The organism is Streptomyces sp. NBC_00005 (assembly GCF_045160215.1).
GTDB lineage: Bacteria > Actinomycetota > Actinomycetes > Streptomycetales > Streptomycetaceae > Streptomyces.
Map to the genome: position 1 here is coordinate 444,999 of NZ_CP108316.1, position 20,017 is coordinate 465,015.

At 68.1% G+C, this 20,017-nt stretch carries 20 protein-coding genes and 3 pseudogenes; 8 read left to right on the top strand and 15 right to left on the bottom strand.

The genetic code is table 11. From position 1 onward, the window contains the following. Window positions 1-101: 101 nt before the first annotated feature. Window positions 102-950, top strand: coding sequence for a helix-turn-helix transcriptional regulator (locus OG303_RS02250; protein WP_405864157.1), 849 nt, complete (start codon window positions 102-104; stop codon window positions 948-950). 361 nt (window positions 951-1,311) lie between these two features. Then, complete coding sequence (locus tag OG303_RS02255) at window positions 1,312-1,680, top strand: VOC family protein (protein WP_405864159.1); 369 nt, start codon at window positions 1,312-1,314, stop codon at window positions 1,678-1,680. On the opposite strand, the pseudogene OG303_RS02260 reads toward OG303_RS02255, so the two are convergent. Together OG303_RS02260 and OG303_RS02265 are read right to left on the bottom strand one after the other, a co-directional pair. Next, window positions 1,669-2,673: pseudogene (locus OG303_RS02260) on the bottom strand (IS481 family transposase). The gene OG303_RS02255 and the pseudogene OG303_RS02260 overlap by 12 nt on opposite strands. A 71-nt stretch (window positions 2,674-2,744) precedes the next feature. Then, window positions 2,745-3,110, bottom strand: a complete 366-nt coding sequence (locus OG303_RS02265) for a VOC family protein (RefSeq protein ID WP_405864161.1) — start codon at window positions 3,108-3,110, stop codon at window positions 2,745-2,747. Between the two features lie 100 nt (window positions 3,111-3,210). On the opposite strand from OG303_RS02265, the gene OG303_RS02270 reads away from it, so the two are divergent. After that, window positions 3,211-4,176, top strand: a complete 966-nt coding sequence (locus OG303_RS02270; protein ID WP_405864163.1) for a helix-turn-helix transcriptional regulator — start codon at window positions 3,211-3,213, stop codon at window positions 4,174-4,176. Window positions 4,177-4,186: 10 nt separating this feature from the next. On the opposite strand, the gene OG303_RS02275 is transcribed toward OG303_RS02270, so the two are convergent. The 3 genes and pseudogenes from OG303_RS02275 to OG303_RS02285 all read right to left on the bottom strand — a co-directional run. Continuing rightward, a complete protein-coding gene (locus OG303_RS02275) occupies window positions 4,187-4,462 on the bottom strand; it encodes an ATP-binding protein (RefSeq protein WP_405864165.1) in 276 nt (91 codons plus the stop codon). Next, window positions 4,387-4,551 (bottom strand): hypothetical protein, encoded by a 165-nt coding sequence (locus tag OG303_RS02280; RefSeq protein ID WP_405877891.1) that lies wholly within the window; start codon window positions 4,549-4,551, stop codon window positions 4,387-4,389. Before OG303_RS02280 ends, OG303_RS02275 begins: the two co-directional genes overlap by 76 nt. 17 nt (window positions 4,552-4,568) lie before the next feature. After that, window positions 4,569-4,859: pseudogene (locus tag OG303_RS02285) on the bottom strand (IS21 family transposase); the annotation flags it as partial. Between the two features lie 904 nt (window positions 4,860-5,763). Here OG303_RS02285 and OG303_RS02290 point away from each other — a divergent pair. The 3 genes and pseudogenes from OG303_RS02290 to OG303_RS02300 all read left to right on the top strand — a co-directional run. Next, complete coding sequence (locus OG303_RS02290; protein WP_405864167.1) at window positions 5,764-6,288, top strand: AAA family ATPase; 525 nt, start codon at window positions 5,764-5,766, stop codon at window positions 6,286-6,288. Window positions 6,289-6,573: 285 nt separating this feature from the next. Next, complete coding sequence (locus tag OG303_RS02295; protein ID WP_405864169.1) at window positions 6,574-6,738, top strand: hypothetical protein; 165 nt, start codon at window positions 6,574-6,576, stop codon at window positions 6,736-6,738. A 47-nt stretch (window positions 6,739-6,785) separates the two neighbouring features. Beyond that, window positions 6,786-7,288: pseudogene (locus OG303_RS02300) on the top strand (transposase); the annotation flags it as partial. Window positions 7,289-7,302: 14 nt separating this feature from the next. Here the strand turns inward: OG303_RS02300 and OG303_RS02305 are convergent. The 4 genes from OG303_RS02305 to OG303_RS02320 form a co-directional block, all read right to left on the bottom strand. Next, on the bottom strand, window positions 7,303-8,088 hold the full coding sequence (locus OG303_RS02305) for a peptidoglycan-binding protein (RefSeq protein ID WP_405864171.1): 786 nt from the start codon (window positions 8,086-8,088) through the stop codon (window positions 7,303-7,305). 70 nt (window positions 8,089-8,158) lie between these two features. After that, window positions 8,159-9,157 carry a helix-turn-helix domain-containing protein gene (locus tag OG303_RS02310; RefSeq protein WP_405877046.1) on the bottom strand — a complete coding sequence of 333 codons (999 nt, stop codon included), beginning with the start codon at window positions 9,155-9,157 and terminating at the stop codon, window positions 8,159-8,161. A gap of 116 nt (window positions 9,158-9,273) precedes the next feature. Then, a complete protein-coding gene (locus OG303_RS02315) occupies window positions 9,274-10,260 on the bottom strand; it encodes an ATP-binding cassette domain-containing protein (protein WP_405864173.1) in 987 nt (328 codons plus the stop codon). 38 nt (window positions 10,261-10,298) lie between these two features. Further along, window positions 10,299-10,865, bottom strand: coding sequence for a carboxymuconolactone decarboxylase family protein (locus OG303_RS02320; protein ID WP_405877048.1), 567 nt, complete (start codon window positions 10,863-10,865; stop codon window positions 10,299-10,301). Window positions 10,866-11,120: 255 nt separating this feature from the next. On the opposite strand from OG303_RS02320, the gene OG303_RS02325 reads away from it, so the two are divergent. Beyond that, window positions 11,121-11,534 (top strand): cupin domain-containing protein, encoded by a 414-nt coding sequence (locus OG303_RS02325; RefSeq protein WP_405864175.1) that lies wholly within the window; start codon window positions 11,121-11,123, stop codon window positions 11,532-11,534. Between the two features lie 371 nt (window positions 11,535-11,905). On the opposite strand, the gene OG303_RS02330 is transcribed toward OG303_RS02325, so the two are convergent. Next, window positions 11,906-13,186, bottom strand: coding sequence for a multidrug effflux MFS transporter (locus tag OG303_RS02330; protein ID WP_405864177.1), 1,281 nt, complete (start codon window positions 13,184-13,186; stop codon window positions 11,906-11,908). 124 nt (window positions 13,187-13,310) lie between these two features. Between OG303_RS02330 and OG303_RS02335 the strand changes: the two genes are divergently transcribed. Continuing rightward, on the top strand, window positions 13,311-13,742 hold the full coding sequence (locus OG303_RS02335; protein ID WP_405864179.1) for a MarR family winged helix-turn-helix transcriptional regulator: 432 nt from the start codon (window positions 13,311-13,313) through the stop codon (window positions 13,740-13,742). Window positions 13,743-13,962: 220 nt separating this feature from the next. On the opposite strand, the gene OG303_RS02340 is transcribed toward OG303_RS02335, so the two are convergent. The 5 genes from OG303_RS02340 to OG303_RS02360 form a co-directional block, all read right to left on the bottom strand. Then, on the bottom strand, window positions 13,963-14,244 hold the full coding sequence (locus OG303_RS02340; RefSeq protein ID WP_405864181.1) for a 4-oxalocrotonate tautomerase family protein: 282 nt from the start codon (window positions 14,242-14,244) through the stop codon (window positions 13,963-13,965). A gap of 47 nt (window positions 14,245-14,291) precedes the next feature. After that, on the bottom strand, window positions 14,292-15,137 hold the full coding sequence (locus OG303_RS02345; protein WP_405864183.1) for a DUF1932 domain-containing protein: 846 nt from the start codon (window positions 15,135-15,137) through the stop codon (window positions 14,292-14,294). Window positions 15,138-15,193: 56 nt separating this feature from the next. Next, window positions 15,194-16,645 (bottom strand): Re/Si-specific NAD(P)(+) transhydrogenase subunit beta, encoded by a 1,452-nt coding sequence (gene pntB, locus OG303_RS02350; RefSeq protein ID WP_405864185.1) that lies wholly within the window; start codon window positions 16,643-16,645, stop codon window positions 15,194-15,196. Between the two features lie 6 nt (window positions 16,646-16,651). Then, window positions 16,652-18,205 carry a Re/Si-specific NAD(P)(+) transhydrogenase subunit alpha gene (locus OG303_RS02355; protein ID WP_405864187.1) on the bottom strand — a complete coding sequence of 518 codons (1,554 nt, stop codon included), beginning with the start codon at window positions 18,203-18,205 and terminating at the stop codon, window positions 16,652-16,654. A 167-nt stretch (window positions 18,206-18,372) separates the two neighbouring features. Then, entirely contained in the window at window positions 18,373-19,890 is a 1,518-nt protein-coding gene (locus OG303_RS02360; protein ID WP_405864189.1) for a CoA-acylating methylmalonate-semialdehyde dehydrogenase, read from the bottom strand. Between the last annotated feature and the right edge of the window lie 127 nt (window positions 19,891-20,017).

Genomic DNA, 20,017 nt, shown 5'->3' on the forward strand with positions numbered 1-20,017 from the left:
GTCGCGGCGCCCGGCGTTCAGGGGCTCCTCTTCCGTCGGACGGGACTTCCTGGTATTGGCAGGACCACCTTCACGGGCACCACCGAGGCGATACTGGGGGCATGGACGATCTTGCGGGCTTCCTGCGGACCCGGCGTTCCCGGGTCGACCCGGCGGCCGTCGGTATCCCCACCGACAGCCGCCGCCGGGTTGAAGGGCTACGCCGCGAAGAGGTCGCGCACCTGTCCGGAGTGAGCGTCGACTACTACGTGCGCCTGGAGCAGGGCCGCGCGACCCAGCCCTCCGAGCAGGTCCTCGACGCGCTCGCCCGCGTGCTCGGCCTCGACGAGACCGAACGCGGGCACCTCTACCGGCTCGCCCGGCAGCGCCGCCGCCGTGCGAAGGCGCCGGGCGGGCGGGTCCGGCCGGAGCTGCTGCGCGTCCTCGATCTGGTCGCCGACGCGCCCGCGCTGATCATGGACCACCGCCTGGACGTGCTCGCCGGGAACCGCCTCGCCGGGCTCCTCTTCGGCCGGCCGATGCCGGGCCTGAACACCGCCCGGCACATCTTCCTCGAGGAGGCCGAGCGCGGCCTTTACGCGGACTGGGAGAAATGCACCCTCGACGTGGTCGGGCACCTGCGCCTGGCCGCCGGCCAATACCCCGAGGACCCCCGTCTGGCCTCGCTCATCGGCGAGTTGGCGATGGGCAGTGAGCGCTTCCGCCGCCTCTGGGCCCGCGCGGACGTGCGCGCCCGCGCACATGGACGAAAGGCGTACCGGCATCCGCTGGTCGGACCGCTGGAACTGCACCAGGAGAACTTCGCACTACCGGATGAATCGGGCATGGAGCTGGTGGTGCTGTCCGCGGCCCCCGGCAGCCCTGCCGAGGACGGGCTTCGCCTGCTCGCGGGCCTGGGCGCGTACAGCAGTGACGCGCATCCCACAGTGAACGCTCAGGTCCGCGAGTAACTCAACGACGCCCACCCACCGCCGGGAACGCCTCAACACTGACGGCTTTCCGGCCCCCGGCCTACTTTGCGGCTGGTGACACGTTTCTTATCGACACCCCAACTCCGATCCCTCGCCAGCGAGTTCAGAGAGGGTTCGTGCACAGCTTCGTCGTCAGCTGCCCGCCGCAGCGCCCGAGTAACAGCCCGCACCGGTTGTCAACGGACACGCCCAAATCCCTGTGGGTGGACATTTCGGCTCCCTGTCGGCGGACAAGTGATCTCCCTGTCCGGTGTGACTTTTCATCCCTCGGGTGGCCGGGTAGGCCACTCGCACAGAGGTGGGTGACGGCCCCCGGGCGGGGTCTTCTACCGTTGACGGTATGAAGATCCTCAAGACCAGCGCCCGGTTGTATGTGGACGACCTTGACCGGGCACTGCCGCTCCTGACCGAGCTCACCGGGTGTGACCCGCGTCAGCGTTTTTCGTATGGCGAGTTGGAACTGGCGGCCATCGGTGACTTCCTCGTCGTTGCCGGGTCCCCGGAGGCGCTTGCCCCGTTCAGGAGCGTCCAGGCGACTGTTGTGGTCGACGACCTTGTGGAAGCCGAGCGGGTACTGAGTACACACGGTGCCGAGATCCTTTCCGGGCCGAAGGACGTGCCCACCGGCCGGAACCTGACCGCGCGACATGCGGACGGTGCGGTGATCGAGTACGTCGAGCTGCGGGAAGCGTCCGGTCTAGCTGTATGAGGGCTCGACGTTGGTGACGCTCTCGCGGAGGCGTGCTGCTGGCGGCTTTCCGGCGGCAGCACTATGCGGCCGGTGGTAGTTGTAGTGGATGTTCCACACTGTGATCGCGGCTGACCGGGCGTCCTCGCTGGTGAACTCGCGGGCGTAGAGGACTTCCTCGGCCATGATGCGCTGGTAGCGCTCCACCTTCCCGTTGTGCCGAGGTGTGTATGGCTCGGTTCTCTGATGCCGGGTGCCTTGCCCGACGATGCGGGCGAAGTCGCCGGAGCGGTAACAAGCGCCATTGTCGGTGACGACCCGGTGGATGTGGTTGATGCCGTGGGCGGCGAACCAGACCCTCGCCCGGGCGAGGAAAGCAGCAGCCGTCGCGCCCTTCTCATCGCCCAGCGGTTCTGTGTAGGCGAGCCGTGAGAAACCATCGACGACGGGGTGCAGGTAGACGTAGCCACGCTTCGCCCCGGCCGACTTCGCCCGACTGGCGACCTTGGCCTGATCGCTGTCCCGGCCGTGGATCCGCCACCCGCCGCCATCAGGGATCCGGCCGACCTTCTTCACATCCAGGTGCACCATGTGTCCGGGCCAGCGGGCGATGATCTTCCCCGGCTTCCGGTTGTTCTCACCGCCTGGGTCGATGAAGCGGCGTTCGCCGAGGCCGAGCCGGGTCAGGTGTCGGCTGACAGTTCGCCGGTTGATCACAAAACCGATACTCACAAGTGCGTCGGTGACCCGTTGCGCGGACCACTTGTGCTCGCGGCGCCAGGACTCGATCTACTCGATGACCCATGCTGGAGTCGCGTTCGGACTCCGGTGCGGACTCGACAGCCGGTCTTGCAATCCCCCATCACCGTGTAGCCGCCGGCGATTTACCCACTTGCCGGCGCATGCGCGAGAGATGCCCATCTCAGCGGCGACGTGGGCGATGGGACGTGTCCGGCACCGCTTCACTAGCCGCCCACGGCCCTCGACGCTCAGGGGCGCATTCGCGTGGGGCACTCGTCGTCCTCTCGAAGTCAGACGACGGCAGGCGCGACACCTATCGTGCGCGCCTGCCGCATTGCGGCCTTTCAGCCCCGCGGTGCGACGCGGATACGGTTCCCGTCAGGATCGGCTGCGAGGAAGGTCAGCCCGAACCCCGCATCATGAGGCTCGCGCAGGATCGTGACCCCCTTGGAATTCCACTGCTCAAAGGTCGCGTTGAGCTCGTCGGGTCCACCGTCGATGGCCAGGCACACCTCACTGGTGCGCGGGACGTCCGGTGACAGATCCTCGAACTGGCCAGACCACAGACCGAGGTCAGCGCCTGGCCCGAGGTCGAAGGTGATGTATCCCGAAGTCTCGAACGAGGGGCTCATGCCGAGGAGGTCGCCGTAGAAACGAGCTGCGGCGGGAGCGTCGTTCACGTAGACGATGGACACGACGGATGTGGTCATGGTTGTTCCTTCTCACAGGCTCGCAGGTGGTAGGTACGCATCCACCAGCCTGACCGGGATATGCGCCGCATCATGTCGCAATTCCTGAAAAAATTGCTGTGTGACCCCAGATCGCTTCTTCACCCTGATGCTGCTCCTCACATCGAGGGATGCCATGACCACACAGGAACTCGCCTCAGCGCTCGGAGTGTCCCTTCGAACCATCACCCGAGACCTGAACTGGCTCCGCGACGCCGGTCTGCCGGTGACCGCACACCGGGGCCGCCTCGGAGGCGTGACCATGCTGCCCGGATCCGGGCTCGACCTCACGCGACTCACACCGGACGAGCGTGATCATCTGTCGCTCACCGGGCTGGATGAGAAGCAACGTGCGGAGCTCAACGCATCGGCCGAAAGCCGGCGCGCGCTCTCCAAGATCGTCGCTACACAGCCACGTCGAGTTCATGAGCTCCTGCCACTCACCGACGTAGTGCACGTGGACAGCCGTCCCTGGCGTCAGGCACGAGCTTCCGGCACGACTCCGGCTTCGCTGATCGGCGCAGTGCGGCGAGGTCGCCGGCTACGGATCGAGTACGACAGCCCACGCGAGTCATGCCCACGCGACCTGGTCGTGGATCCCTACGGGCTGTTCGCCAAGGCCGGCATCTGGTACCTCGTCGCCGACTGTGCCCGAGTGCCACGGATGTACCGACTCGAACGGATCACGACGTGGAAAGAAGCCGACCAGCCACGACGGATCCGCGAGAGCCAGACCCTGGCCACCGTCGCTGCAGCGCTCATTGATCAGTGGGAGCACAACCACGCGATAGAGGTCAGCGCCACCATCGACCAGACCCAGATCGAGCGAGCGCAACGGATCTTTGGCCTACGACTCGTCCCGGACGACCATGAAGAATCCGCCACTGGCCGCAAGGTAACGATCCGCTTCCTGCATCTGGAGGACGTGCGAGCACTACTGCCGTTCGGGAGCGCCGTCACTGTGCACGGCCCCACCGAAGCCAAAGCTCACCTCCGCGACCTCGCCACCAATCTTGCCCACCACTATGCGCCGTCACCAACGTCCTGACCCGCAACAACTAGCTGAGGGGGACGACGCCCTGGCCGCTGGTGGCCTGGGTCAGCCTCGGGTAGGAGCCCTCGGTCAGCACGATGTGCGCGTGGTGCAGGAGCCGGTCGACGGCGGCAGTGGCGAGCATTTTTGGCATGATCGAATCAAATCCCGAGGGGTGAAGGTTCGAGGTCACGATCACCGAGCGGCGTTCGTAGGCGGCGTCGATCAGGCGGTAGACGCTTCGGCGGCGGCCTGTCCGCAGGGCAGCATGCCGATGTCGTCGACCACGATGAGATCGCATCGGGTGATCTTCGAGACCGCCTTGGCGACGGAGTTGTACGGTGGCCCGGCGGCGGTCAGCGATTCGAGGGTGAACCAGGCGAGTTGCATACCGGCATCGAGCGTTCCTTGGCCACCGCCACAGCCCGCCGTGTCGTGCGCTCGTCGCCGGTGAACCCCAACAAGACCAGGCGCTCGCGGAGCTTGTCGGCCCGCACCTTCCCCTGCGAGCGTTCCACCCACTCCTCGATCTTCGGCATGAACGGGTCGATCAGTGTCGGACGCCGCACTCGTTCGTCGACCGGACGACCCGCGTCCCTCATCCGTGCGTACCGGCGGGCGGTCTTCGGATCGACACCCGTCGGCACAGCCGCCGAATGCGGACACCCGGTGGCGTCCAGAGCCTCGAAGATTTCCATGATCTCCCTGTCAGACTTCTTCACGATCCCTCCGGACCGGTTGATTCGATGCCAGGCAGCACCGAGCCAACCGCCGGGGGGATCACCCGTTCGGAACCGACACGAATGGAGTCGCGGATAGGGAGATCAGCTGTCCGTGGACAGGGAGGTCTCGTGTCCGCCTACAAGGATCTTGAACTGTCCGCTGTCACCAGTACGTATCCCCGGCGTGCTGCTGCCGGAAGGCATCCGACTCCACCGGCGTCAGCAGCAGCATCAACGGCACATCGGCATTCGCGCTGCCCAGTCATCGCGGCGCGGATCAGCTTCATGACGGGCGCGTGCCGCGTCGGCGTCGGGGCACAGCCCGTACGCGTGCTGTGCCGGTCCAGGAACTGCCCGAAGGCCTCTTCGAAGTCGGGCGGTGACGACAGAGCGTCGACGATGGCCTGCCACCGGGCAGGGTCGTTCCCGCACAGCTCAAGCAGGGCGTCTGCAGCCGCGGACTGGTCCTTGGTGCCAAGCACGACATGGGCGGACAGCCGGCATAGCAGGGCATCGGTGCAGTGACGGGACTCGAGGATCGCGTACTGAACCTGGTTCAGAAGGCGCCCCGGTGGTCCTTGATGGTGTCCAGCCAGCCCTGCATGACTGATTGCGGGTCGTCGATGTCGTCGAGTTCCTCGTCCGTCAGCACACGCAGCGGCCCCTCATACGGGTGCGCCGCGGCATGGTCGGTTGCGGCCTGTCGCAGCCACGCCGGGACGTGCTGCCAGTTCCTACGCCGTCTGATCCACTGGAGAGAAATTGGGAGGCGTGCGCCACCGCCACTGGACGTCATCGCGCTGCCGGGCCGCGTCACGGCCCGGCAGCTCAGCAGAAAAAGCAGTCGTCCTCCACTTGGTCTTCCTGACACGATCTGGGTGTGACGACGTTGTTTCTGACGGTCGGCCTGCCGGGGGCCGGGAAGACCACGAGGGCTCGGCAGCTGGCCAAGGAGCACAGCGCGCTGCGGCTGACTCCGGATGAGTGGATGATTCCGCTGTTCGGCGACCCACAGCCGGATGGGAAGCGCGATGTCCTGGAAGGACGGCTGCTTTCGCTTGCTCTGGAGGCACTGAGGCTCGGAACCAACGTGGTCCTGGATTTCGGATGCTGGTCTCGTGATGAGAGGTCCGCGATCCGCTGGTTGGTCAAGTCTGTGGGCGCGTCCTGTCAACTTGTCTACGCGCCGGTGGACCATGAGACCCAACGTGCTCGGATCGCCTATCGCCAGTCGACCACCCCGGATCAGACCTTCGCGATGAGCCAGGCGGACCTCTTGCGCTGGAGGACTCTGTTCGAGGAGCCCGACGCCGCGGAACTCGGTGGTCATGAGATGGGCGGTCCGCCTCCTGGATCGTCGGGTTGGCTGGAGTGGGCCGCCGATCGGTGGCCGTCGCTCGCGTGACTGTCCGCCCCAACCAGCTGGCCAGCGGCAGGTTCGTCAACGAGCTGTTTTCCTTGACACACTGCCGCGACACTCCGCTGCCTGGCTGTTCACGGCAAGCCCCGCTCGCCTCTTCAACGATGCGGCGAATGCCGGCCTGGCCGCCGGCCTCGTGTTCGGACTCGTCAGCGGTCTCGCAGCCGGGGTTCACCACTGGTTGGTCCGACCGGTCGACACCGCACATGCCTCAAGCCCCTTGGCCACCCTCCCACCGACGGGTCATCCACCATCACCCGAGGCATCATCGTGACCGCCTTCGGACTCGTGGTCTTCGCCCCGCTGAACTACGCGTCCGCCTCACAGACCAGCAACTGGGAAAGCGTCTACGACCTGACCCTCCTGTGGATTCTCGTCGGGCCCCTCTCGATCTGCCTCAGCGCCTGGGGCTGGCTCAGAACGCCCCTGCGGTGAACCGTTCCGGGTTCGATAGGGACTCGATCATTTGAGAGGATCGAGTCATGGCACGCCCTTCCCCTTACCCCCTTGAGCTGCGCAAACGTGCGGTCCGCATGGTCGCCGAGGTGCGGCCCGAGTACGACACCGAGTGGTCCGCGATGAAGGCGGTCGCCGCCAAGCTGGGGATCGGGACGACCGAGACGCTGCGCAAGTGGGTCCGCCAGGACCAGATCGACAACGGAGCCCGGCCGGGGACGACGACAGAGGAGTCCGCGCAGGTCAAGGCGATGAAGAAGGAAATCGCCGAACTCAGGCGGGCGAACGAGATCTTGAAGGCGGCGGCGAGTTTCTTCGCGGCCGAGCTCGACCGGCCACACACGCGCTCGTAGCGTTCATCGACGAGCACCGGGACCGCTTCGGCGGTGTCGAGCCGATCTGCCGCGTGCTCACCCAGCACGGCTGCAAGATCGCCCCTTCCACCTACTACGCCTGCAAGAAACGCCAGTTGGCGCCCTCGCCGCGGTCCGTGCGGGACGAGGGGCTCAAGGAACAGATCAAGGAGTGGGCTGCCCCGGGTTCTCAGAAGTGGCCCGCGTTGAGCGCCTTCTGTAGCCCTTCCGTGGTCTGCTTCCCCCACTGCCCGTCCTGGGTGACTCCGACGTGTGCCTGGAGGGCCTTGATCGTCTGTGGACCGATCTGGCCGTCGACGGGCACATGGAGGTGGCTCTGGAGAGCCTTCCTGCTGTTCGGTCCGAACTGACCGTCGGGGGTCACGCCCAGCACCCACTGGAGCGCCTTGGTCGTCAGCGGCCCGAAGTCGCCGTCCACGGTGAGCGGGCAGTACGGGTTGTGGTTCGAGGGCGGCGGAGTCGGCGAGCCAGTGCCGCCGCCGGGCAGCCGGAGATAGGTGAGGGGCTCGCCCCGGTGCGAGTTCGCCTCGTCCGCCAGGGTGGTGCGGATCGGGTCGGCCTCCTGGCCGTGGGACACGCACAGTGCCCCGAGGCCCTTGGCCGCACTCTCGACGAGGATAACGACGTGCGTACCGGTGCCCGCGCCGAAGACCACGAAGTCGCCGGGCTGGGTCTCGGCAGCGGTGATGTGCTCGCAGTGGTCGAGCATCGTGCCGGTGTAGCCCTGCCCGTTGAACCCGGAGCCGTTCGGGTCCCCGGCCCCGCTCCACTTCGCCATGATCGTGGCGAAGCCCGAGCAGTCGGTCGAGAAGGGAAGCGCGTGCACGGCTATTCCGATGGGCATCGGCCGGGCCTGGGAGTAGTGGATGTCCGCGTTGTGCTGGACCCCCCAGAGACAGTTGCTCACCATCGCCTGCCGGACCTGTGCCGTGGTTGCCTGAGCGGTAGTACTCATCCTGCACTCCTGTTCGTGAACCTGTTGGACACGGTGTCAGTGCGCAGGGGGTGACGTCGTTGGCCCAGCGTCACCCGTTCATTGACGCTGTGTCCACTGCCGTACCGCCCGCCTTCAGGGCCTGGCGGCGGTAGTCGCCCGGGGGCACGCCGTGCACGGTACGGAAGGCGCGGCTGAAGTCGGCGGCGTGGTGGAAGCCCCAGCGTGCGCCGAGGGCGTGGACCGGGTGGTGACGCAGCCGCGGGTCGGCGAGGTCGGCCCGGGCACGCTCCAGGCGCAGGTGGCGTATCCAGGCCGCGACGGTATGTTCGCGGTGCTGGAAAAGCCGGTGCAGATAGCTGAGGGATATGTGGTGGTGGGCGGCGACCGCGGCGGGCGTCAACTCCGGGTCCGCGAGGTTGTGCTCGACGAACGCCTCGATCCGGGCGAGTAGCGCCTGGCGTCGGGTCTCCAGGGGCAGTCGGTCCTCGGCGTCGATGTACGAGGCCAGGGTCGCGGCGGCCAGGTCGAGGGCCACCTCGCCCAGCCGTCGGACCTCGCGCTCGCCGACCTCTCGCCGCCCGACGGCCCCGGCGACGCCGACGAGGTAGTGGGCGAAGACGGCGCTTATCCCGGTGGCGCTGGACATGCCTCGCGCGAGCAGTGGGTTCAGCCGCTCCGGGCGTAACGGCAGCGCGTTCCTGGGCAGTTGCAGCATCACCATCTCCCCCTGGCCGGCCCCGGGCAGGGCGCGGGTCTCGAAAGGCTGGGAGGTGTCGTGGAGCAGCAACTGGCCTGGGGTCAGCCGGGCCTCGTTGTCCCCCTGGGCGAAGCACAGCTCGTTCGCCATGACGACGCTGAGCCCGTACCGCTCGGGGTCCGAGCGGCGCACCAGCGCCGACGAGCGCACGGACCGCATCTCGGGGTAGTCCAGCGCCGTCAGCAGGACCGGGCCCAGCTCTGCCACTGTCACCACGGACCGGAAGTCGTCGGCGTGCGGGCTGCTGACCATCGACGGCACGATGTCCTGGGCCATCTGCTCGCACCACCACGGAAACCGGTCGGCGGCCGGCAGATCCTCACTGCGCATGGTCACGATCACGTGCTGTCCTCCCCCGGAAAGTTGCCGAAAACAGGACAGCACAGCAGATTCAACGCACCGTCATGGAAGCCCCAAACGGGTCCTTCACTCTCGCAACCACTGGGTCAACTTGCCAGCGTCTTACGTCCCGAGGGTGACCAGGATCGCTGTCTGAACTTGATCGGGTGATGTAGGTCCTGTTTGCCTGACGGTGGTCGGTTGGCAGCCGAAAGCGGCGACCCGCTCAGGCTGATACTCCTGTTAGACAAGTCCCGGATGGCGCGGCCCTGGGTCAGACCGTGCACTGCGAGGCCGATCTCGTCCTTGGGGGCGGGGCGTTCGGGGCGGGTCGACACCACGTCCCGGCCGACCATGGCGCGGACGAGCGAGGCGTCGTCCATCTCCGAGGCGGGCGCCGTCCGTACCACTTCTCCGTCCCGCAGGACGGTGAGGCGGTCGGCGACGGCCATGACCTCGTCGATGTAGTGCGAGATGTAGACGCCGGCGACGCCCTCGTCCCGCAGGGTGCGCACCAGGGCCCGTATCTGGTTCGCGGCCTCGGCGCTGAGACAGGCGGTCGGCTCGTCGAGGATGAGGATCCGTCCGCCGCGGCGGACCTCGCGGGCCACCTCCACCATGGTCTGCTCGGCGACACTGAGCGAACCCGCGGTCCGCTCCACGTCGATGTCGATGCCGAGCCCGTGCAGTGCCTCGCGCGCTTCGTCCCGGACCGCCTTCCAGCGCACGGTACGGCCCCGGGTGGGCAGGTCGCCGAGCATTACGTTCTCGGCCACCGTCAGCCCCATCGCCAGTTCGCGGCGCTGCGGGACCGTGGCGATGCCGAGGCGGCGGGCCTTGCGCACGGTCAGCCCGTGCTGGGTGTGCCCACCGATTTCGACGGTGCCGCCGTCGGGCTGGTGGACCCCGGAGAGGATCTGCACCAGAGTCGACTTGCCGGCGCCGTTCATGCCCATCAGGGCGTGGATCTCGCCGGGGTACAGGTCCAGGTCGACGCCTTTGAGGGCTGCCGCCCCGCCGAAGGTCTTGGTGACGCCCCGGACGCGGAGCACGGCGGCGGACTTCCCTTCGGTGGCCGGTGTCCCGGGGGTCACGGCTGCACCTCCCTTCGTGCCCGAGTCGGTGAGGGGAGTCACGGCTGCGGCCGGTCGTCGCCGTCCGCGGTCACGCGCGCGTAGCCGCGAACGTCCGGGAACGGCGGCTCCTTGTCGGCCTGCAGGTCCACCTGGAAGGTGTTCAGGCACATGCCGAGCATGGTGAAGTTGCCGAGCGCGCCGATGGTGTCGACCAGCCCCTTGGGGCCGAAGTGCGCCAGCGCACGGGCGAAGGTCTCGTCGGTGACGAAGTGCTCCTCCAGGACCTCGCGGCAGAATTGGTAGAAGGCCTGGTCGACTTGGTTGTCGAAGACCGCCTCGCGCTTCTCCGCGATTGCCTTGACCGCGGCCTCGGGGATGCCGGCCTCGATGGCCTGGTGCACATGCGCGTTCCACGAGTACTGCGTGTCCCAGTTCCGGGCGGCCATCAGCAGCGTCAGCTCACGCAGATGCTTCGGCAGGCTGCAGTCGAAGCGGGCGAACGCACCGAGGGATTCGGCGCGTTCACACATCTCGGGGCTGTGCAGCCAGACGCGGAACGGACCGCGGACGGCGCCGCGCCGGCCTGCGATGCGGGCGGCCAACTCCTGCTGCCGCGGGTCCATTTCCTCTTCGTCGAGAACGGGGAGCCTCATCTGGCCGATACCTGCCTTTTCTTTCCGGCGCGATTCGGGCACGGACGGGAAGCCGTGCGACGCCAGGTGACGGTACAGCCGGGTTCGAGCAGCTCAGCCCCTCTCGGATTGCAAGGTAAAGCTGCACGCTGGAGGGCACCCATTTGGGGAGACGCGACCTAACGTCGACCGACGCATCGCCTGTGAATTCCGAAAGATCGAAGAAGGATCGAAAGAGGGCTCCGGATGACCACGATCATCAAGGTCGCGTCGGTATCGCTGCTGGACCGAGGGGGTGCCGTCGTCACGACGCCGCTCATCACCACGCCGTCGGCCGGCGGGGAGAACAGGATCACCAGCGGGATGAGCGTCTATCCGGTCGGCTCCGGCGCACCACTGCACTCGCACAACTGCGACGAGCACGTGACGGTCCTCGAGGGCGAGGCGGAGGTGTGGGTCGACGGCGAGGTGACGAAGCTGGAGCAGTTCGACACCACCTATATCCCGTCACCGGTCCCCCACCTGTTCCGCAACATCGGCGACCGCCCGCTGCGCATCCTGTGGGTGTACTCCTCGGGCCATGTGACACGGACCTTCACCGAGACCGGCAGGACGGTGGAACATCTGTCGGCCGAGGACCAGATGGGTTCGGACGACTAGAAGATGTATGACCCGACCTCCCCCGGTCGAAGGTCGGCAAGGTCCTCAAGACAGAGGTGAGATCGCGTCTGCTGCCCGAACCTTCCCCCCGGCCACCCGCAGGAGATCTCATGACGGCGAAGGTGCGTGTCGCCGGAGTCGGCATGATCCCCTTCACCAAGCCGGGCAGCAGCGACAGCTATCCCGTGATGGCCGAACGCGCCGCGAGAGCCGCTCTCGACGATGCCGGGGCTTCCCTACGAAGTCCGTCCAGCAGGCCTGCGCGGGATACGTCTACGGAGACTCGACGGCAGGTCAGTCGGGCCTGTACTCCCTCGGTCTGTCCGGAATATGGGGTCTCGGTCAGATGCGGGTCGCGGGCTGGACTGCCGCTACCTGTGCCGTCCGGGCGGCGCGTCCTGCTCCTTCCGCGGGCGTACGAGGAAGACGAGGCAGACAGCGGAAGACAGAAGAGCACCCAGCATGGTGGCCGCCATCGGCAGGGCTCTGCTGGTGCCGAACGCGCCGACGAGCGGTGAGGCGAGGGCACCGAACAGGAACTGGGTCCCGCCGAGCAGCGCGGACGCGGCTCCAGACGCCTCCCGCCCGAGGGACTGTCCGAGGCTCATGCTGGCCGGGAAGATGCCGCCGATGCCGAAGGCGGCGAAGAACAGGCAGACCCACGTGCCGGTCAGACTGCCGCCGACCGTGAGTAGAAGTACCACCTGGAGCAGTGCGGCGACCAACGCGACCGCGACCGATGCGCTCAGCAGCGTTCCCAGCGTCAGGCGGCTTGAGAGTGTGCCGAACACCGCGCCGGCGAGCAGCATGCCGCCCGCGTTCGTCGCGAAGATCAGGCTGTACTGCGTTGCGGACGCCCCGTACACGTCCTGGAAGACGAAGCTGGACCCGGCGATGTAGGCGAAGAGCGCGGCGGCGGCGAACGCCAGGGTGAGCGTGCAGCCGAGGAAGGCTCGACGGCCGAGCAGTCCGCCCATGGCCCGGAATGCGCCCGCCATGCCTGCCTGGTGGCGGCGCTCCGCGGGGAGTGACTCGGGGACGCCCGGCAGGACCGCCAGGAAGAGCAGCACCCCGAAGAGAGCGAGCGCCACGAAGACGCCCCGCCAGTTTCCGGCAGACAGGATCGCGCCGCCGACCACCGGGGCCACGACCGGCGCGACACCCAGCACCATGGACAGCAGTGAGAAGTAGCGCGGTAGCTCGGGACCGTGGAACCGGTCGGTGAGAACCGCCCGCGCCAGCACCATCCCGGCAGCTCCCGCGACGCCCTGCAGGAACCGGGCGGCGGTCAGTATCTGGATGGTGGGAGCGGCGGCGCAGGCCAGCGACAGCACGGCGAACAGCGCGGTGCCGGGGATGAGAAGACGGCGGCGCCCGAGGCGGTCGCTGAGCGGCCCGATGAGCAACTGGCCCATGACGAGCCCGGCCAGGAACGCGGTCATGGACAGTTGCACGGCCGAGCCGCTCACGTGCAGCGCGCGGGCCATCTCCGGGAAGCCGGGCACGTACATGTCCGTGGCGAGCGGCGCCACGGCGGTCAGCGCCCCGAGGAGGGCAATGAGGCCGGCGGCCCGCCGCGGCGGATCCGTCGACGGGATGGAGACGGCCGCCGGCAAAGAGCCGGGGTGAGAAGTCCGGGGCGTGGATACCATGAACAAGAACGGTAACAATTAGTCTACTGGTTAACAATAGGCGGCGGCAATGACTTATTCCTCGACCTCCGTTGACTCCCGTACGGCGTGGGCAGCCGCACGCCCGGACATTGACACTTCCGCGATGGAAGTCGTGGGCCCCATCAAACGCATCGAGCGGCTGCTCGCCACTTCCGTTGAGGCGCTGTACGAGGGTGCCCCGCTGACCGCGCCCGAGCTCGACGTGCTGGTGCAGCTCCGGCACGCCGAGGGCCCGGTGATCGCGCGGCGGCTCGCCGAGAACATGCGCTGCTCCCGAGCAGCCGTCAGCAAGACGCTGGCCAAGCTGGAGAAGCACGGATTCATCGAACGCCGCCCAAGTCCTGCGGACCGCCGCGCCGCACTCGTCACCGTCACGACAGCAGGGCGCGATGCGGTCGATGCCATGTTCCCTCGCCAGCTCGCGGTCGAGGCAGCGTTGCTCAAGGGTCTCGGTGCCGACCGCGACCGGGTGGTGAAGGCGCTGAACCTGCTCGAACAAGTCCTGGAACAGCGCGCAGGAGGCCAGCACGCATGAAGGTCACTCGCACGCCCCTGACCCTTCCCACGCGCAGGCCACACGGGCGGCCTGGACTCTGCACGAGCAGCCGCCGCACTGTGCAGCGTGGCGTCCGCCCGCCGCAATCGTCAGGTGACTCGGGCAACCACCGTTGGCCCTGTTGGGCCGGTCGTGCAGAGCAACGACGCAGGGGTCACTCCTCCCGAAATGCCGGATCTCCTTCGCCGTCCGCCCTGCGTCAGGAGCGGTCGGCCTGCGTGGCCGGACCCTGTTGGGTGAGGTCGGGCCGGCCGCCTCGCAGTGCCTGATCACGCTCGTACGGCGTCTGGCCGGCACGCCGCTCTTCGAACGTCTGACCGCCCTTCATCTTGTGGCTCCACTTCGCCTCAATGATTTGCACCGTGACGGACTCCGCCGTGCAGTCAAGGTTCTCCGTCAGGGCATTGGTGATGTCGCACATCATGTTCTTCTTCTGCTCGTCGGTCTTGCCCGCGGCCATGAAAACCTGGACTTCCGGCATCTTGGTTTCTCCTCAGTGGGTCATTGCTGTAGGGGTCGTGCACCTGCTCACTCCATGTGCGAGCTGTCCCGCAAGTGCGTGAGAACTTCAGCGAGTGGCAGGTCGTACTGGTCCTTGTCCTGCTCCCACCGACGCATCACCGCCGCCGCGGCTTCGGCCATCTGGGGCGGCAGCCCGGAGGCGCACAGAGTCTCGGCGACCTCGTGCATTTCGGGGGCCCAGCGCCAGGCTCGGGCGGCGACGCCGGCGAGAGCATCGGGGTCGGACAGGAAGTCCGACGGCATGCGCCGAGCCTCGGCGGTGAGGAGATCGGCGACGCCGTGGCTGTCCGCCAGGGCGTGTGACACGGCGGCGAGCGTGCGGGCGGCCTTCTGAAAGGCCGCGAAGGACATCTTCAGAGCCGATGCGGCACCCGCCTGGTCCCCTGCCGTTTCCACCTCGACGGAGGAACTTTGGAAGACGGAGCGGAGAAGATCCACCGATTGCCCGTCCCCCGCCAGGTAGAGACGGCACGTGCGCCGGTCGCCGGGCGGCGGGCCGATGACTGCACCGTCGAGTATCGAGGAAGCGGGCCGGACCTCGCTCGCGATGCGTTCCATGCGCTCGGGGCTGATGGCGTTGGCCTCGACGTACAGACCCGTGAACCCTTGCCCGGCGACGGATACGGCGACGTCCTCAGCCGCGTGCGGAGGACAGAGGGACAGCACGACCTCGCTGGCGTCAAGGGCTTCTTTCAGGGACGGGCAGGCTGTCAGTCCGGCCTTTCGCGCCCGTTCCCGCGTCGCGGCGCTTCGGTCAACCGGCACCCAGAGGACGTCATGACCCGACCGGGACGCCTCGGCGGCTACGGCCGCTCCCATCGCGCCGGGGTGCAGAACGGTCAGTGTGGTCACTGTGTACCTCCTGGTGGAATGGTGACAGCCGGGCGTCGCCGCGTTCCCGGAGTTTGTCAGCGGTTCGCCCCGGCCATGGCGGGAGCCGCCGCGTCGGTTGCGTCGAGGCTGCGCAGGATGTCCTCGACCCGTTGCTTGGCGTCGCCGAACAGCATCTGGCTGTTGTCCCGGAAGAACAGCGGATTCTGCACGCCCGCGTATCCGGTAGCCATGGAGCGCTTGAAGACGACGACGTGGGCCGCCTCCCAGACGTGCAGCACCGGCATTCCTGCGATGGGACTGGTCGGGTTCTCGGCGGCGGCGGGGTTGACGGTGTCGTTGGCTCCGATGACCAGGACGACCGACGTCGCGGCGAAGTCGTCGTTGATCTCGTCCATTTCCAGGACGATGTCGTAGGGCACGTTGGCCTCAGCGAGCAGCACGTTCATGTGACCGGGCAGCCGGCCGGCGACCGGGTGGATGCCGAAGCGCACCTCGACGCCGCGCTCGCGCAGCTTGCGCGCCAACTCCGCGACCGGGTACTGGGCTTGGGCGACCGCCATACCGTAGCCCGGGGTGATGACCACCGAAGAGGCGTCGCGCAGGAGTTCCGCGGTGTCCTCCGCACTGATCTCCCGGTGCTCGCCGTGGTCGGTGTCGTCGCTCGTCACTGCCGGGGCCCCGAATCCGCCCGCGATCACCGAGATGAAGGAGCGGTTCATCGCCTTGCACATGATGTACGAGAGGTAGGCGCCGGAGGAGCCGACAAGCGCGCCGGTGACGATCAGCAGGTTGTTGTCGAGGAGGAAGCCGGAAGCGGCCGCGGCCCAGCCGGAGTAGCTGTTGAGCATCGAGACGACCACCGGCATGTCGCCACCGCCGATGGAGGCGACCAGATGCGCGCCGAGGGCCAGCGCCACCACGGTGACCGCGATGAGCAGTCCCATGTGGGGCCGCGCCACGAACGCCACGGTGAGCACGACGAACGCGGCGAGCGCGCCGAGGTTGAGGGCGTTCTTGCCGGGGAGCATGAGCGGGCCGGACTTCACGCGCGCCGACAGCTTCAAGTAGGCGACGACCGAACCGGTGAAGGTGACGGCGCCGATGAACACGCCGATGAAGACCTCGGCGTGATGGATGCCGAGCAGCGAACCGGTGATCTCGTGCTGAGCGCCGCCTCGGGCTTCGACATCGAGGTAGCCGTTCCAGCCGACGAGCGCGGCGGCGAGGCCGACGAAGCTGTGCATGACGGCGATCAGCTCCGGCATGCCGGTCATCTCGACCACTCGGGCGCGCCACAGTCCGATGCCCGCGCCGAGAGCCGTGGCGACGGCGATCAGCACGAGGCCGGTGCCGGTGATGCTCTGCGAGGCGAGAGCAATGGTGGCGGCCAGCGCGATGACCATGCCCGCGATGCCCCAGACGATGCCCGAGCGGGAGGTCCGGTGTTGCGAGAGTCCGGCGAGGCTGAGGATGAACAGCAGCGCGGCGACGACGTAGGCGGCCTGTGCGGCCGTGGTGGTGGTCATCCGTGGTCAGCCTTTCGAGAACATGCCGAGCATGCGGCGGGTGACGGCGAATCCGCCGAAGATGTTGATGCTCGCCAGCAGGATCGCGGCGAACGACAGCACGGTGACGACGGTGTTCGCCTGCCCGATCTGCAGCAGCGCGCCGACCACGACGATCCCGGAGATCGCGTTGGTGACCGACATCAGCGGGGTGTGCAGCGCGTGGTGCACATGGCCGATGACGTAGAAGCCGATCACGATCGCCAGGACGAAGACCGTGAAATGGGCGATGAGTTGGGGCGGCGAGAAGGCGGTCACCAGGAAGAGCGCGAGTGCTCCGGCGCCGACGAGCGTGTACCCGGACGGTGCGGAGCGTGTGGGCTTCACCGGTACGTCGGGGGGCGTGGCGGGCTCCGGGGCCGCGGCGGGGGTGGGCGCGGCGGACACCTGAACCGGTGGCGGCGGCCAGGTCTTCTCGCCGTCACGGACCACGGTGATCGACCGCTGCACCACGTCGTCGAAGTCCAGGACGAGCCGGCCGTCCTTGCCGGGGGTGAGCAGTTTCATCAGGTTGACGAGGTTGGTGCCGTACAGCTGGGACGCCTGGGCGGGGAGTCTGCCGGGCAGGTCGGTGTAGCCGATGATCGTCACGTCGTTGTCGGTGACGATCGCCTTCCCGGCGACCGTTCCGTCGACGTTGCCGCCCTGTGCCGCGGCCATGTCGACGATCACGCTGCCGGGCTTCATGCGCGCGACGTCCTCGGCGGTGACCAGCTTCGGCGCCGGCCTGCCCGGGATGAGCGCGGTGGTGATGATGATGTCGACGTCGGCGGACTGCTCGGCGTACAGCTGCGCGGCGAGCCGGTTGTAGTCGTCCGACGTGGCCTTGGCGTAACCGTCGGTACCGGCCTCCTGTTCGGACTGCACGGCCAGGAACTCCCCGCCCAGCGAGCGCACTTGCTCGGCGACCTCGGGCCGGGGGTCGGTGGCGCGGACGACGGCGCCGAGGCTGCGCGCCGCGCCGACCGCAGCGAGTCCGGCAACACCGGCGCCGGCGACCAGCACCTTGGCCGGGGGCACCTTGCCGGCGGCGGTCACCTGGCCGGTGAAGAAGCGGCCGAAAGCGTGCGCGGCCTCGACCACGGCCCGGTATCCGGCGATGTTCGCCATGGAGCTGAGGACGTCCAGGGACTGGGCGCGCGAGATGCGCGGGACGGCGTCCATGGCGAGGACGGTGACCGGCCGCCGCGCCAGCTCCTCGACCAGTTCCGGGTGGAAAGCGGGGCCGATCAGCGCGATCAGCGTCGCTCCGTCACGCAGCCGGTCGATCTCCTCGCTCGAGGGGGCGTTGACCTTCAGTACGATCTCGGCCGGCCAGGGGTCGCCGAGGCGGGCTCCCGCCTCCTCGTAGGCCGCGTCGGAGAAGCGGGACGACTCTCCCGCTCCCGGTTCGACGACCACGTGGTACCCGAGCGCGACAAGTCTGGCCACGGTGGCGGGTGTCGCCGCCACCCTCGTCTCGCCCGCAGTGGACTCGGCGGGTATGCCTATCCGCTGGGATTCCGGTTCCGATGCGGCCATCGTCTTCCTCTCTCGTCGTGAATGTGTTGGTGCCGGGCCTGTGCGCCCGGCACGACATGTGTTTGTCCATCCATCGGTGCCCACACCCTTCGCGTTCGACCCTGCCGTTCCTGTCCGACTTGCTGAGCCATGCCTGTGGATACGAGCGGATACGTGGTGGTGAGTGCTCAATCGCTCGTCGGGAAGCCGAGGTTGATCCCCCCGTGCGACGGGTCGAGCCAGCGCTGGGTGACGGCCTTGGAACGGGTGAAGAACTTCACGCCGTCCTCGCCGTAGGCGTGGGTGTCGCCGAACAGCGACGCCTTCCAGCCGCCGAACGAGTGGTAGGCGACCGGCACCGGGATGGGCACGTTGATGCCGACCATGCCGACCTCGATCTCGTGCTGGAAGCGGCGGGCGGCGCCGCCGTCGTTGGTGAACAGCGCCGTGCCGTTGCCGTACGGATTGGCGTTGATCAGCTCCAGGCCCTCGTCGTACGAGCCCACCCGGACCACGGACAGCACCGGGCCGAAGATCTCGTCGTCGTAGACGGACATGCCGGGCTTGACGTGGTCGAAGAGCGTGGGGCCGAGCCAGAAGCCGCCGGCGGTGCTGCGGCCATCGGGGGCCTCGGCCGCGATGGTGTGCTCACGGCCGTCGACCGCCAGCTCGGCGCCGTCGGCCACTCCCGCTTCCAGGTACGACGTCACCCGGTCCCGGTGCACGCCGGTGACCAGCGGGCCCATCTCTGAAGCGGGTGCGCAGCCGGGGCCGACCTTCAGCCCGGCCATACGGTCCTTGATCTTCGCGACCAGTTCGTCGCCGACCGGGTCGACAGCCACCAGGACGGACACGGCCATGCAGCGCTCGCCGGCCGCGCCGAAGCCGGCGTTGACTGCGGCGTCGGCGGCCAGGTCGAGGTCCGCGTCGGGGAGGACCAGCATGTGGTTCTTGGCGCCGCCGAGGGCCTGCACCCGCTTGCCGTGCCGGGCCCCGGTCTCGTAGACGTACTGGGCGATGGGGGTGGAGCCGACGAAGGACACGGACTTGATGCCGGGGTGTTCCAGCAGCCGGTCGACGGCCGGCTTGTCGCCGTGCACGACGTTGAACACACCGTCCGGCAGCCCAGCCTCCTTCCACAGCGCGGCCAGCCAGTTCGCGGCCGACGGGTCCTTCTCCGACGGCTTGAGGACGACGGTGTTGCCGACGGCGATCGCGAGGGGGAAGAACCACATCGGCACCATGACGGGGAAGTTGAACGGCGAGATGACCGCGACCGGGCCGAGGGGCTGGCGGACCGAGTGGACGTCGACGCCGGTGGACGCCTGCTCGGTGAAGCCGCCCTTGAGCAACTGCGGGATGCCGCAGGCGAATTCGACGACCTCGATGCCGCGGGCCACCTCGGCGAGTGCGTCGGAGTGCACCTTGCCGTGCTCGGCGACGATGATCGCGGCCAGCTCCTCGCGGCGCGCGTTGAGCAGCTCGCGGAACGCGAACAGCACCTGCACGCGCTTGGCCACCGATGTCCTGCTCCAGTGCTTGAACGCGCCGGCAGCGGCGGCCACGGCCTGATCGACCTCGTCGGTGGACGCGAAGACCACGCGGCCGGTGATCCGGCCGGTCGCCGGGTCGTGGATGTCCCCGCCGCGCTCGGCGGCACCGCTCCACGGCTGTCCGCCGATCCAGTGCGTGATGTGGGCGACCATGATGTGTTCCTTGTCAGTCGAGTGGGGGGACGCCGGGCCCGCCCGGTGGGGCGGGCACTCGGCGTCGGTGAGGGTGGGCGTGCGTTCCGCGACCTGCGCGGGCGACAGCGACGGGGACTGCCGTAGG

Bases quoted from the DNA above. Each gene is read 5' to 3' on its own strand.
- OG303_RS02250 (WP_405864157.1), top strand. From the start codon at position 102: ATGGACGATCTTGCGGGCTTCCTGCGGACCCGGCGTTCCCGGGTCGAC.
- OG303_RS02255 (WP_405864159.1), top strand. From the start codon at position 1,312: ATGAAGATCCTCAAGACCAGCGCCCGGTTGTATGTGGACGACCTTGAC.
- OG303_RS02265 (WP_405864161.1), bottom strand. From the start codon at position 3,110: ATGACCACATCCGTCGTGTCCATCGTCTACGTGAACGACGCTCCCGCC.
- OG303_RS02275 (WP_405864165.1), bottom strand. From the start codon at position 4,462: ATGCGATCTCATCGTGGTCGACGACATCGGCATGCTGCCCTGCGGACA.
- OG303_RS02280 (WP_405877891.1), bottom strand. From the start codon at position 4,551: ATGCAACTCGCCTGGTTCACCCTCGAATCGCTGACCGCCGCCGGGCCA.
- OG303_RS02305 (WP_405864171.1), bottom strand. From the start codon at position 8,088: ATGAGTACTACCGCTCAGGCAACCACGGCACAGGTCCGGCAGGCGATG.
- OG303_RS02310 (WP_405877046.1), bottom strand. From the start codon at position 9,157: ATGCGCAGTGAGGATCTGCCGGCCGCCGACCGGTTTCCGTGGTGGTGC.
- OG303_RS02320 (WP_405877048.1), bottom strand. From the start codon at position 10,865: ATGGACCCGCGGCAGCAGGAGTTGGCCGCCCGCATCGCAGGCCGGCGC.
- OG303_RS02325 (WP_405864175.1), top strand. From the start codon at position 11,121: ATGACCACGATCATCAAGGTCGCGTCGGTATCGCTGCTGGACCGAGGG.
- OG303_RS02330 (WP_405864177.1), bottom strand. From the start codon at position 13,186: ATGGTATCCACGCCCCGGACTTCTCACCCCGGCTCTTTGCCGGCGGCC.
- OG303_RS02335 (WP_405864179.1), top strand. From the start codon at position 13,311: ATGGAAGTCGTGGGCCCCATCAAACGCATCGAGCGGCTGCTCGCCACT.
- OG303_RS02340 (WP_405864181.1), bottom strand. From the start codon at position 14,244: ATGCCGGAAGTCCAGGTTTTCATGGCCGCGGGCAAGACCGACGAGCAG.
- pntB (WP_405864185.1), bottom strand. From the start codon at position 16,645: ATGACCACCACCACGGCCGCACAGGCCGCCTACGTCGTCGCCGCGCTG.
- OG303_RS02355 (WP_405864187.1), bottom strand. From the start codon at position 18,205: ATGGCCGCATCGGAACCGGAATCCCAGCGGATAGGCATACCCGCCGAG.
- OG303_RS02360 (WP_405864189.1), bottom strand. From the start codon at position 19,890: ATGGTCGCCCACATCACGCACTGGATCGGCGGACAGCCGTGGAGCGGT.